Source organism: Bacillus sp. AY2-1, assembly GCF_008368965.1.
GTDB lineage: Bacteria > Bacillota > Bacilli > Bacillales > Bacillaceae_G > Bacillus_A > Bacillus_A thuringiensis_S.
In genome coordinates, this window is sequence record NZ_QPEL01000148.1 from 1 (window position 1) to 12,819 (window position 12,819).

Consider the following 12,819-nt stretch of genomic DNA (forward strand, 5'->3'; position numbering starts at 1 on the left):
GGCCCCGTTGGCCCCGTTGGCCCCGTTGGCCCCGTTGGCCCCGTTGGTAATGTAAATGAGGGTACAGGCGGTAAAGTTGGACCAACCAAGTTTGGATCGAATGCTTTAGCACTTATAATTTCATTATGTTTTAAGTCTTTCTTATTCTCCATCAATACACCTCCAAAATACGTTTATCATTTTTAATAAATGCTTAATAAACAAAAATGATACAATTTTAAATAGAAATTAAAAAACGGATTGAGTACCAAATAAAAATCTGATCACCTACATAGAAAATTAAGTAGCTATTATTTCTTCTTCATTCCCTGAAGCTAAAACGTTAGCTTTTGCTAACTGCTCCTTTTGTTGATCATTCTTTTAAGAGGAGCAAGTTATATGCATAATAACTCAAATAAAATCCATACTACATTTAGGTTAGGCCTTAAAATCTAAAAACCCTTATTCCAAACTTAGGCTTAATTGATCGCTCCTCTCCCTTCCCTGGGGCTAAGTAGCTAGCTCTTGCTAGCTGCTCTTTTTTATTGAACTAATAATAGAATTTTGTTCTTATTTCTGTTTCACAACATATACTTCTAACCTAGCCCTAGCTCAAAGTGTTACCTCCTATATTAAAGAGCACTTATGTATGGTGCTCTTTTTAGTTTCCTTATTTCTAAAAAAATGAAATTTTTATTAACTTCTCAACACATGCATAGTATTCAAAAAGCATCCACATACTATAGATAAGTTGGTAACAGCTATTCCATAATGAATTTCAGATTTTCTCGAATTCTTCCTAAGACAAAACAGTTAGCTATGCTAGCTGCTTTGTTGTATTAAATTTCAACATAAGTACATGCGATTTATGAAATGCTTGATTGATTGTCATTTGAGATCCACTTCAAATTTAAAATTCCAGCTCCTTAGGAGAACAGCCTATGCATCTGTTCTCCTATTTTACGTTTAATTTCCATCTTAAAATAAGAAAATCATAAATTATATTGAATTGATCTCTTGTTATTATTGAAGCTCATCTTTCAAGAACATTTACAAATAATACTCTTTTTTTGCTATAAAATAAATTCTTTATCTTCTTTTACATATTTTCCAACTAAACTACACACGATACTTCTGAGCCATTCGAACTAGTGGCTTCACTCTTCTTGTAAAAGGATGGGAAGGCGTTTCATCACAATTGGCTAACTCATTCAACCCACAAGCAGGCAAAGTTTCTTTGCCTGCTATTTTTGTATAACTTTCTTAATTTGAATCATACTATGCAGGAACCTGTTTACCAATACGAGTCGATTTGGTGTTTTGAAATTTCCTCCTTCTAGGACAAGCGATTTTGCTTGTCCTATTTTCGATTAAAGTACTATTTATATACCTCTCTTCCCTAGTCTTTAAATTTTATTTTTTAGTATCAAAAATAAGAATTTGTACATTATAAAAATGTTCCACACAATAATGTGGTTACATAAGGAGGAGTTAAAAATGGACAAACGTACTGAGAAAAAAGTTGAAGCAGTGGCACGTAAAGCTGCTGATTTAGAAGTTTCACAAGAATTAACTAATCTTAAAAATCAAATTCAACAGTTACATCAATCTTTATCTCAAGGTCAACAGCAAGGAGTACAACAAAATCAGCAAATGGGTGGCCAACAAGGAGTACAACAAGCTAATCAGTTAATGCAACAACTTCAACAATTTAGTCAACAATCTCAACAACAAATGCAACAAGCTGATCAACAATTACAGCAAACAATTCAACAAGCTATTCAAACATTAAACCAAGGATTACAGCATCTACAATCTAATCAAACGTTAAGTCAAATAAATCAAGCTATTTCTCAGGCTCAAGCACAAGTTGATCAAGTGAGCCAACAAATGAGTAGCCAACAAGGTCAACAAATGGGTAACCAACAAGGCCAACAAATGGGTAAGGCCAACAAATGGGTAATCTACAAGGCCAACAAATGGGTAACCAACAAGGCCAACAAATGGGTAATCAAACAAGGCCAACAAATGGGTAACCAACAAGGCCAACAAATGGGTAATCTACAAGGCCAACAAATGGGTAATCTACAAGGCCAACAAATGGGTAACCAACAAGGCCAACAAATGGGTAATCAGCAAGGCCAACAAATGGGTAACCAACAAGGTCAACAACAATTTCACTAAGAATATTTACAGTAATCCCAGCCGTAATAAATTTTTCGCAACTTATATTACAGTAAGCAAACTCCAATTTCTTTTTGTTAGTTATTATTAAAATTAAGTAAATCCTGTATAAAATTTTAAGTTCCGTTCACACTATAACTGTAACTTGAAGTTACATATTATTTACTTGTATGCGTGGACTTCTTTTTCAACAAACCGCAATGGAGCAGTTAGCTAATCCGGCTAACTGCTTTGTTGTGTCAAATGAAGTTTTTGTCCAAGTTTTTCACCACTTGATAAAATAAGAATAATAATAGTTAATGAAAAGGCATTTATATTCAACCTCCTGAGGAGCACTTTAATTAGTTGCTCCTTTCTACATATACAATTTAGATACCAAATAGCGTTTTTGTTCAAAATAATGACCTTACCCATTTGGACACATTTACCAGTATTTTTACCAAAAAATTCATGATATGGTTATTTAGTCGAGTACGTCATTACTTGACAATTACCCTTAGGAACCCCGCAGACAAACGGGGTTTCTTTTATTAACATTCGAGTTTCAATATATACCTGTAAAAATAATCCGTTAAGTGTTAAAATTCCATAGATACTCTTTAGGGAGTTTTCATGTAATTAAACAAGAGTTTAAAAGTTCTCGAATCTTAGCCCCTTGGAGCGCCCTTCAAGGGGCTAAACCATTTAAAATAACGATTTTGTTTAACTTTTATTAAATCTTGTATATAGTTTCATGGACTTAAAATCTCTTTCATTAAGATAAGGGTGCCAAGTAAGAAATTCATTAACATCCATATCTTCATACCAAGACCTTTTGCTTTTCACACCACTTCTTGTCCCACCATATTTCCGAATAATTCCTCTGTCGCATGTTATTGTTAAAGAAGATGAAGCCATAACTCGTCACCTCCTACTCAAATAAGGATTTTGTTTAAAAAAACTATAAAAATTATCACCAATAGGCAAACATCACATATATTGTTATGGATTGTTGTTCATAGTAATGGGCGGAGCACCCTGGTCAGGTGCTCTTTTTGATATGAAATGTGAAATAGAGACTTGCTCTTAAAACCTTTCATGTGATTTTTATAGTTTTTTTCCTTACACCCTTATGTCTGCTTGCTCCTAAGTTGTTAAAGTATAAATATAAATCGGCTAGTTAGTTTATAATGGAGGTGTAAAAATGAGTAAATTTAAAAAGAAATGTCACATCCCATTTCCATGTGCCTTTCCTTTGCCTCAAATCGGGTCTACTGGACCTACTGGATTAACCGGTGCTACTGGAGCTACCGGACCTTCAGGTGGGCCTCCGGGGCCTACCGGGCCTACTGGTGCTACCGGATTACCAGGAACTGCTGGAGCTACTGGACCTACCGGAATTCAAGGTGTCCAAGGTATTCAAGGTAACCTGGGACCTACTGGTCCTCAAGGTATTTCTGGACCTCAAGGGATTCCTGGGATTTCTGGATCTATTGGTCCAACTGGACCTACTGGAATTCAAGGTATCCAAGGCATCCAAGGCATTCCTGGCATTCAAGGTCCTATTGGACCGACTGGAATAACGGGGGGCACTGGAATTCAAGGGATTCAAGGGATTCAGGGGATTCAAGGCATTCAAGGGATTCCTGGCCCGACCGGCCCTCAAGGGATTCCTGGCATTCCTGGTTCTGTAGGTCCAACTGGACCTTCTGGAGCTGTTGGCCCGACCGGCCCTTCCGGGGGACCACCAGGACCAACGGGCCCGACTGGACCTTCCGGGGGACCACCAGGACCAACCGGAGTGACTGGCCCCACTGGACCAACTGGGTCACCAGGACCAACCGGACTTCAAGGTATCCAAGGGATTCCTGGCCCCACTGGACCTCAAGGAAGTCAAGGGATTCAGGGGATTCAAGGTAATCCGGGGCCTATTGGTCCTATTGGCCCCACTGGAATAACTGGGGCGACTGGAATTCAGGGTATCCAAGGTATTCAAGGTAATCCAGGACTTATTGGACCTATCGGCCCGACTGGCCCAACTGGGCTTCAAGGTATCCAAGGCATCCAAGGCATTCCTGGGCCTACTGGATTACCAGGAACCGCTGGAGCTACCGGACCTACTGGGCCTACCGGTCTTACAGTATCTGGATTATCTCAATACGCTTATATTTTCAATACAGCAGCTCAAGTTGTTGCCTTAGAAGCACCTATTCTTTTTAATTCGAATGGTTTAATGACACCTGGTTTTACTCATACTCCTGGAACTTCTCAGATTATGGTTATTAATGCAGGAGATTATAAGATTTCTTTTTCTGTATCAGGAGTTGAACCTAATCAATTTACGCTCTTTTTAAATGGTGCTCCAGTTACCAACGCAGTTTATGGATCAGGTGCAGGGACTCAACCAAACAATGGCCAAACAATCCTCGCTTTAGCTGCAGGTGATATTATTACCCTTCACAATCATACTTCCGCTGCTGCAGTTACTTTGCAAACTTTGGCAGGTGGAACACAAACAAATGTAAATGCTTCAATTGTAATTGAAAAGTTAGATTAATTTAATCATTTGTTTCTTGAAACTCTGGCAGTAAATAACCTGGAGTGGATTCCTTTTTCCAACAAGCAGTTAGCTTTTGCTAGCTGCTCTTTTAATTAAAATAACGATTTTGCTGTAAAACTGCACTTACTTACACAGTATACATACACTATCATGTGGTATTCTTTTTCAAATTTCGTTTTGCTTTAGGGGCGCCTTGGAAAGCGCTCTTTAGTTTTTAAATGAAAATTCTGGTCAAATGATTCACTTTCTTAAAAAGGTTACATATATTATCATGTACTCTTTTGCAATAAGAGTCTTGGTCTTAAGAGCACTTTTAAAAGTGCTCTTTTAATTTATTTAGATGTGTCACGTTTTAAATAAAATAAACATTCAATACAATGAGCAGACAAGACATAGTTTCTATTTAATCGTGTACATTTTTTGTACGCGATTTTTTTATTAAATAAGAATTTTGTTTAACTTTTATTCATTTTTTTGTTTATTTTGAATACATTACTATTAAATCAAGAAATACACAGATTTCTCTGAAGCAGTTTTCTTGTATTCCTTGAACTCCTTGTACACAGGACCTGTTATAACTAACAGGTTCTTTAATTTTTGTCATTATACAATAACTATTTTGTTTAAATTTCCATTGTAAAAAGCATTTTTAGGCAAAACGAGCATATATTTTTATAGGGTGTTGTTGTTAGCGTCATGGGAGTGCTTTGGTCAAGCACTCCTATTTTTTCATTTACAAAATAATACTTTCATTAAAAAATCATTCATATTTCACTTTACGCATAACATTTTTTATATCGTACATACTAATCTGCAAGCCGATTTCCCACGGCTGTACTCTTTCCAAACGGAGCTCTCTCCTCCGTACCACTTGAGGACAGGCGGGTAACTTAATTAGTTGCCTGCCGTTTTTACGTATAATCGTAAAACTTCTTGTCCATACTTTTTAGAGAAAACATCTTATGCCATTTGGAGCAACCTCCAGCACATGATATTTGTACGGCCGTCCCTATAAAAGGAGCGGTCTTATTTTATCTTTGCTTGCCCCTTTTCTATTCAAATAACGCTTTTATTAAAGTTTTATAGGTTTGTTTCTTTTAATAGGCTTAGTCGAATATGTAATCTCAACTTCTCTTGAATACTCAATTTCAGAACCGCATTTACCACAATTAATTGTGTCACTGTCTTGCGAACTCTCCCAGGCATCTATATCCTTCCCTCCACAATAGGGACATATTAAATGTTCTTCGTATTCATTTTCTTCTGGCGTAGACTGTAATTGTATTTCTCTAACACCTATTAGATTGTTTTGCGGATATTTCGCACAAACATGATAAACTTTACCATCTATCATAATGTTAGTGCTTATCGCTAAATCACAATCTACAACTCTTATAACTTCCGCTGTTTTATTCTTATCGAACCATAGTTCCATATCATATTTAACAATCGTATATTGCATCTCTAATTCCCCATTTCTAATAAAATTCAAATTTGATTAAAGTAACTGTGTTTTTCGTTCTTCCATACGAATTACTTTTCCACTTTGATATACAAATGATTGTTCACCAAATCCACCTTGGGGTGGTTCTATTAGTTGGACCTGACCATTTTTAACAACATATATTCCGTTTATTTCCAAATCTATTTCAGCTGTCATTTCTACAAGATTTTCTTTAATAATTCCCACTAAGACCACTCCCATATGTTATGATTATTTTGTCGAAGTAAGTCGGGAGCAATCTCGACTTTTTTATTTTGTTATAGATATTCCACAACATTATCGGGAATAAATGATTGTTCTAATGATAAATAAAGTCGTATTGAAATCGGTTCTTTATTATCTCTCGCAGACTTGCAAAGCTCCTCCGCTTCTTCCCAATCGAACTGCTTATCTTCCACTCGCTTAAATCTCCAAATTCCAATTGTATATTCCTCAAATAATTCATACTGATCATCTGGCGCTGTTGTTGGTTTTAATTCATCAGTAGCTCTTACTTGTTTTGGCACTTGAACAACTACATCCGTAAAACGAACTTTAGAATTTAATCGATGAATGTGTGCTTTCTCAGTATCGAATGCTACTACAGGCTCAACATCAAATATTGTTAACTGCTTTGGCATTACAATCCTCCTAAGCCTCTTTTTTATATTTAGATAACACTTGTTCTAAACGTTTACGTTCAGCTTCTAATTCGGTTTCACTACGCTCTACTGACTGAGAATTTGTTTCCGTATCTTGAGTATGTAACCAATCAGGAACAATTTCATTTCGAGCATTATTTCTTCCACCACGAGAATGGTATTTCTTACGGAATTGAGTTTGTGCAGCTTCAACATCAGTAATACTCTTATACCCCTTAGCATGCCAATCTCTTAAAATACCTTGTACATAAGACATATTAGGTGCATTCTTTTCTAAAGCTATTTTCATTGCTTTGATAACAAGCTGTGCATTCAAATCTTCAATCCACGCATTAATCCCTTCAGCTACAAATGGTTTAAGAACTCCAAAGTTTTGCTCATAAAATGCTATTGGATTTTCTTCTGCAACTTTTTTATCTCTTGAGCAGCTTGCTGCTTCTTCTTTTGTTTTTGTTTCTTCTTTTTCTTTTGTTTCTGTTTTTGTTTCTTCTTTTTCCTTCATAGGGTCTTCGAAGCCCCTTATAAGCCACTCAAAACGAGCTTGGAAGTATTCCTTAATACGAGGAATTTTAAAATCTTGCTGCTGTTCTAAATCTAAACATGTCTCATAAAAATCAATTAAAAAATCTTCACACTTAATATTTTGGATTTCTTTTAACACACACTTTTCAATATTCATATTTGTAATAGCATTGAATTTAAGCCAATTAAGCAACATAATTTCTTTCGTCTTTTTGTTGTAATGAATTTTCCCGTAATCAGCAAACCGCTCTAGCAGCTTCTCAACCGTTTCACGGTTATACCCAGTATCCATTTCTATCACTCGTAGCGGAAGCTCATAGATACCACTCTGTGAAGTTTTGCTATTAGTCATTAAGTATAAGTAGAAGTATTTCTCCTCCGGTGTAAGATCTAAAACGAAAGCATCTTGCCAATATGAAACTTGAACAGGTCTATAAACTGCCATATTATTCATCCTCCATTGTTTTACTTGATTTGCTTTGATATACTTAATCCAATTCTATTTTTAGAAAGACTCTCTATAAGAGTCTAAAATCTATCACTCTGCCAAGTGATAGATTTTTTATTTTCTTCGACTAACTAATGATGCGTTGATCCCCTGCTCTTGAAGACTTTTAACAACTACACGATAACTCTTTGATACATCGTGATCCTCTTTTTCATTACGAAGGCTCTTGAATTCTTTTGCGCATCTATTTAATTCCTTCTCCCAATGATTTGCTTCATTTAATGAACCAGCATTGAACATGTTATGAATACATGTCACCATGCAGTTATGTAATTCATTTGCAAAAGCAAAATCACCTGGTAGAACTAAGTCGAACAGACGATTACATTCTGATTTCATGACTTATTCCTCATTTCTAGTAATTTGATACTGTACGCATCGTTATGAACAGAAAGAAAAAGCAGAATCTAATAAAAGTTGGGGACTCAGCCTTTCTGATCATAACGACAAGCACAATTGCTTGTCGCATTAAATTGAAGTATGCTATAATTCACATGTTAATTTTCTTGGCTATCGCGGGCTATGCGGTAGTCTTTTCTTTTTTCTTTTTGTTTTTCAAAATGAACGCTGCTTCTATAATTCGAATTCTTATCTCCATTAATTTCTTCTCTTGTTTTAAACCCCTAGCTTTCATATAGTCCCCACAAACTGCTGCAATTCGAATATCACCATATAAATTTGCTTCCTTACGAATTAGAGCTTTATATTGATTTAAAGTTGGACTTGCATAATCAATCGTCATAACTTAAACCTCCGCAATAAAATAATTAAATTAAGCTTTTATATACTTCCTTGCTCGTAATGATACTTTCCAGTACTTAAAGACTTCTTTCATTGAAATACCATATTGATCACATAGGACCGCTACGAGGCTCATCATTGAACCTGTAGCATCCAAGATTTCATGCATTACCTTTTTCAAATCTTCTTTCTCACTTTCGGACCAAGTTTTTGAAGGCTTAAACCAACATACCGTATCGAGTTGTTTCAAAGCTTCATTTATTTCTTGATTGACCATGTACCTCATGCTTGTAGGATGAAGATCAATATGCTCTCCATTAAAGAATGGGACACTTACATGACCTGTTGCTTCATTCCACATTTTAAAAAATAACTGTGGATCATCAATTCCTTCAGTAATGCATTTTCTTAAATCTTCTGGTAATCGTCGCTGTTCAGTTTCATATTTTGCTAGTGACTCACGACTCACGGGGATTTCTAAGGAGAGTTGTTCTTGGGTGATTCCCTTTCGTTTGCGTGCCATAGCAACTTCTTTTCCTATGGACATCGTTTACTTCCCCCATTCGTACCTAAAGCAATATTTATTTGTGACAACTTACTATGGTAATGTACTATTAGACGGATTCTTTAAATGGATTGTAATACTCAGTATTGTTTTCTACCCATTCAGTGTGATTCTCCATCCACTTAAAAAGAAGGTGTGTAGGAATAAGAACTCCCGCTTCGCGACATACTGGAAAATCAGAACGGTTTAATAACTCAGATGCTTTAGTACGTTTAATATGTAATAGTGCCATTAATTCTGTAATAGTTAAAAATGGTGGTAATTCTTTCATTGGTTGAAGATGTTCAGTTGCTTTTTGTATTTCTTCTCGGATTATTTTACGGAATGATTCGATGTCAAAGTTAATCATTGTTTACACACCTTTCTATTTCTAATCTTTTTCGTAAATTATAGTTTACAAAAATGCTTAAAATATACTTTCTACATTAGTACCTAAAATTTTAGCAATCTTTATAGCTAATTTAACATTAGGCTGCTTTTTATTGTTTTCTATTTCAGAAATATATGTACGGGATGAACCAACATAACTCGCTAATCTTTCTTGAGATATTAATTTTTCTTTTCTGAATACAGCTAATTTATTCACTTTTTCACTCTCCCTTGTATTCCTATGATTACAAAACTAATTGTAAACCATAGTTTACTTTCGTGTCAACAATGTTTTACTAGTATTTTTGTTTATTTTCGTTTCTTTTTGTAAATTATTGTTTACAATTATGTTAGGAGGTTAAAAAATGAAAAGAACTCTTGGTGAAACTATTAAAGATTATCGTTTAAAAAATAAACTCTCCTTGCGAGATTTTGCTCAAAAATGTGATGTAAGTCATACATATATAGATAAACTAGAAAAAGGCATTGACAGCAGAACCGGTAAACCTGTAGAGCCGACGCTATTAGTAATCGAAAAAATATCAAAAGCAATGAACAGAAGTACAGAAAGCCTTTTAGAAGAAATAGGATTTATTAAGAATTACAATAACAATGAAACAGATATTATTATGGATCGTGAACTCGGTCTCTGGTTTAAAGACATCAAAGAGGCTTCACCAGAAAAACGTGAAGAGCTTAAACAATTCTGGGAATTTATAATCGAGAAAGAAAGAAATCGAAAGTAGCATACATAATGGAACAACAAAAAACACAACAAAAACACGCTAACCTTTTTGTTGTGTTTTTTCATCTACTACTTTCAACATAAATGAAAAGCAATGAAAATAACCGAATGTTGTCGACTTAATTCGACAAATTTATATTTAATAGTTTGTTATAATTTTTTTGTTTTCTACAAATCATTTATACTATTTCATTAAAATATACGAATATTTTTTTGATAAACACAAATAAAACAATTTTAGAAAAGGTGATTATATGCCACAAGAAATACACATACCAAATTCAATTACAGATGCCGCACTTAATAATCGATTAGTCTTCTTTATTGGTGCAGGATTTTCAAAAGATTTTGATTACCCTGATTGGGAAGGTCTAGTAATTAAGTTTCTTCAAAAAATTATATTAGATGACCCTTCTGTAGAACCATTCTTAAACCTATTAAAATCCAAAAAAATGGAGATTTTAGATGTTTTAAATTATATTAAGAAAGAAAAAGTAATTATCAGTGACATAATTAAAGATGAATTCAAATACGATGATACGAAAGCATCTCTATTAAGTAAACATAAAAAATTGTTTGAAATCTCTCAAAAAGTTATTACAACTAATTACGATAAATTATTGGAGAATGCCAGTGGGAATTCAATCGAACTAGTAGTACACACAAACACACATATGGTTGCAAAGTTATCTACTTTAGATTCCTTTGTATATAAGATTCATGGTGATCATTTAGATGCAGGAAATTGTATTCTATTAAAAGAACAATATGATTCACTATATAAAATTGACAACGCTGCGCTAGAGCAACTAAAAGCCATAATTTCAAATAATGTTGTGCTATTCATTGGTTTTAGTATGAATGATCCTTATATAGCCAATTTATGTACTTATATAAACAAAATTTATGATGGTTATAACGAGAAAGGTTTCATTCTTACTACAAATAATGAGGATTTCTCTGAATATAATATTAAAAATATTAATTTAAAAGAGCATACTAACATTCCACTATTCTTAGATAAACTAATAGCAGAAATAAAAAAAAAAAAGCTCCCCATCCCTATCAATAAGACCCCTTCTTTAGACACTGATACGAATGTAGATGTAGATGAAGATGAGCTAAAGCTTTTTATATTAGATTTTCATAAGGGGAAAAAAGCTTCTAATAGTTTAGATTTTAATGAACACGATATTGAAGAAAAATTTGAAAAAATGGTATGTAGCAACTCTTTTAGAAAGGAATTAGAAGAATACTCTGCATTTTTCCCATCAATTGATGAAATTATGATGACCCCAGATTATTTAGACTTTGACAATAAATCAGTCATAAAAAGCATCGTTCGTACATGTTATAACAAGGTTCATACTCGATTTGATAATGGAGAAACTATTTTTGAAGAAACTGTAGAAAAAATTTTTCAAGAGTATCGTACTGAATTTGAACTTAGTAAACCAAAACTACAACTCTATTTAAAGATTTTAGTCTCCTGGGTTATATTTGGTTGTGATATTTTTAATGAAGACAAACGGAAATTGAGGGCTTAAAATGAATTATTTTATGATGGATAAATACCAAAGTATTGAAGAAAACGTTTTGTATAGTGCTAAAGTTCTATATTCTCTCTTAATAAAAGGAAAATCCATACACATAGATGAGTTATTCGAGCTATTCGCTGAAAAACAAGGGATAATACTCAATATTAATATAGAAAGAGTACTATATCTTTCTATGACTTTTTTATACGTTACAAGTTTAATTGATTTTAATTCAAATATGATAAAGAGGTTATGAAATTGATACTAAAAAAACTACTTATTTATTCTTTTAAAGAACTAAGTGTACTGAAGGAATATACTTTTAATACACTTGGGCTAAATATAATTCTTGGAGAAAAAAAAGATGAACATGACGAGGCAAACGGGGTCGGAAAAACCACTATGGTTGAGTGTATTTCTTTTCTATTAGGAAAAGAGATACATAAATACTACACTGATACTCCTATTTTAATAAACAAAGAAATTTTCCTGGCCCTTGAGGTTAGCTCTAATGGCAGAACAATGTTCCTAGGCAGACATATTAATACTCCGGAAAAAGGATACGTTTTATTCGATAATAAAATTAATTATAATCTATCTGAATGGAAGCTTTATGATGATACTGACTACAAAAATTTTATACATAATGAAATTTTAGGTGAAGAAACTACAAATATCACTTTTGCTGCTGTTAGGGATTACATTATGCGTGATGAACAAGATGGATTTACTAAAAACAACTTGGGTATCGCTAAAAGGCCTGTAGTTTATCAATCTAAAGCTTTGGCTTTTTTATGCGGTTTACCCTATAATTCAGAAATCGAAATTAAAAAAATAACTAATGAAATATCAAAATTAAAAGATGAAAAAAGCGCCTTAATGACTTCCATTGGTGAATCTGTTTCAAGTTTAAAGTCACGTAAAACAAAATGCTTGAATGAAATCAAAAAAATTGAAAAAGATATTAATCAAATTAATATAAAC

16 protein-coding genes are annotated in these 12,819 nt (G+C 33.8%); 5 read left to right on the forward strand and 11 right to left on the reverse strand.

Annotation, left to right across the window (positions count from 1 at the left end):
* Positions 1-152, reverse strand: a 152-nt coding sequence (locus DN403_RS32235) for an exosporium leader peptide-containing protein (RefSeq protein WP_149185884.1), incomplete at its 3' end; no start/stop codon positions are given.
* A gap of 1,324 nt (positions 153-1,476) precedes the next feature.
* On the opposite strand from DN403_RS32235, the gene DN403_RS26055 reads away from it, so the two are divergent.
* A complete protein-coding gene (locus DN403_RS26055; RefSeq protein WP_149185885.1) occupies positions 1,477-2,163 on the forward strand; it encodes a hypothetical protein in 687 nt (228 codons plus the stop codon).
* Positions 2,164-2,865: 702 nt separating this feature from the next.
* Here the strand turns inward: DN403_RS26055 and DN403_RS26065 are convergent.
* Complete coding sequence (locus DN403_RS26065) at positions 2,866-3,060, reverse strand: hypothetical protein (RefSeq protein ID WP_149185886.1); 195 nt, start codon at positions 3,058-3,060, stop codon at positions 2,866-2,868.
* A gap of 286 nt (positions 3,061-3,346) precedes the next feature.
* On the opposite strand from DN403_RS26065, the gene DN403_RS26070 reads away from it, so the two are divergent.
* The gene (locus tag DN403_RS26070) at positions 3,347-4,699 is read left to right on the forward strand and encodes a BclA C-terminal domain-containing protein (RefSeq protein WP_149185887.1); all 1,353 of its coding nucleotides are present in this window, start codon (positions 3,347-3,349) and stop codon (positions 4,697-4,699) included.
* A gap of 1,075 nt (positions 4,700-5,774) precedes the next feature.
* On the opposite strand, the gene DN403_RS26075 is transcribed toward DN403_RS26070, so the two are convergent.
* The 9 genes from DN403_RS26075 to DN403_RS26115 form a co-directional block, all read right to left on the reverse strand.
* Positions 5,775-6,164 carry a hypothetical protein gene (locus DN403_RS26075; RefSeq protein ID WP_149185888.1) on the reverse strand — a complete coding sequence of 130 codons (390 nt, stop codon included), beginning with the start codon at positions 6,162-6,164 and terminating at the stop codon, positions 5,775-5,777.
* 36 nt (positions 6,165-6,200) lie between these two features.
* Entirely contained in the window at positions 6,201-6,392 is a 192-nt protein-coding gene (locus tag DN403_RS26080; RefSeq protein ID WP_086398571.1) for a DUF3954 domain-containing protein, read from the reverse strand.
* 71 nt (positions 6,393-6,463) lie between these two features.
* A complete protein-coding gene (locus DN403_RS26085) occupies positions 6,464-6,826 on the reverse strand; it encodes a hypothetical protein (RefSeq protein ID WP_001125985.1) in 363 nt (120 codons plus the stop codon).
* A gap of 10 nt (positions 6,827-6,836) precedes the next feature.
* Positions 6,837-7,814: a DnaD domain-containing protein gene (locus DN403_RS26090; protein WP_149185889.1), complete on the reverse strand. Its 978-nt coding sequence runs from the start codon at positions 7,812-7,814 to the stop codon at positions 6,837-6,839.
* Between the two features lie 117 nt (positions 7,815-7,931).
* On the reverse strand, positions 7,932-8,216 hold the full coding sequence (locus DN403_RS26095) for a hypothetical protein (protein ID WP_000834162.1): 285 nt from the start codon (positions 8,214-8,216) through the stop codon (positions 7,932-7,934).
* A 181-nt stretch (positions 8,217-8,397) separates the two neighbouring features.
* Positions 8,398-8,619, reverse strand: coding sequence for a hypothetical protein (locus DN403_RS26100; RefSeq protein WP_000151149.1), 222 nt, complete (start codon positions 8,617-8,619; stop codon positions 8,398-8,400).
* A 30-nt stretch (positions 8,620-8,649) separates the two neighbouring features.
* The gene (locus DN403_RS26105; RefSeq protein ID WP_000022022.1) at positions 8,650-9,165 is read right to left on the reverse strand and encodes a helix-turn-helix domain-containing protein; all 516 of its coding nucleotides are present in this window, start codon (positions 9,163-9,165) and stop codon (positions 8,650-8,652) included.
* 67 nt (positions 9,166-9,232) lie between these two features.
* The gene (locus DN403_RS26110; protein WP_149185890.1) at positions 9,233-9,532 is read right to left on the reverse strand and encodes a helix-turn-helix domain-containing protein; all 300 of its coding nucleotides are present in this window, start codon (positions 9,530-9,532) and stop codon (positions 9,233-9,235) included.
* 57 nt (positions 9,533-9,589) lie between these two features.
* Positions 9,590-9,769: a helix-turn-helix transcriptional regulator gene (locus DN403_RS26115; protein WP_149185891.1), complete on the reverse strand. Its 180-nt coding sequence runs from the start codon at positions 9,767-9,769 to the stop codon at positions 9,590-9,592.
* Between the two features lie 148 nt (positions 9,770-9,917).
* Between DN403_RS26115 and DN403_RS26120 the strand changes: the two genes are divergently transcribed.
* From DN403_RS26120 to DN403_RS26135, 3 genes are all read left to right on the forward strand, one after another.
* A complete protein-coding gene (locus tag DN403_RS26120; protein ID WP_149185892.1) occupies positions 9,918-10,298 on the forward strand; it encodes a helix-turn-helix domain-containing protein in 381 nt (126 codons plus the stop codon).
* 253 nt (positions 10,299-10,551) lie between these two features.
* Positions 10,552-11,844 carry an SIR2 family protein gene (locus DN403_RS26125; protein ID WP_149185893.1) on the forward strand — a complete coding sequence of 431 codons (1,293 nt, stop codon included), beginning with the start codon at positions 10,552-10,554 and terminating at the stop codon, positions 11,842-11,844.
* Positions 11,845-12,093: 249 nt separating this feature from the next.
* Positions 12,094-12,819: AAA family ATPase (locus tag DN403_RS26135; RefSeq protein WP_179958948.1), on the forward strand; the 726-nt coding region annotated here is incomplete at its 3' end.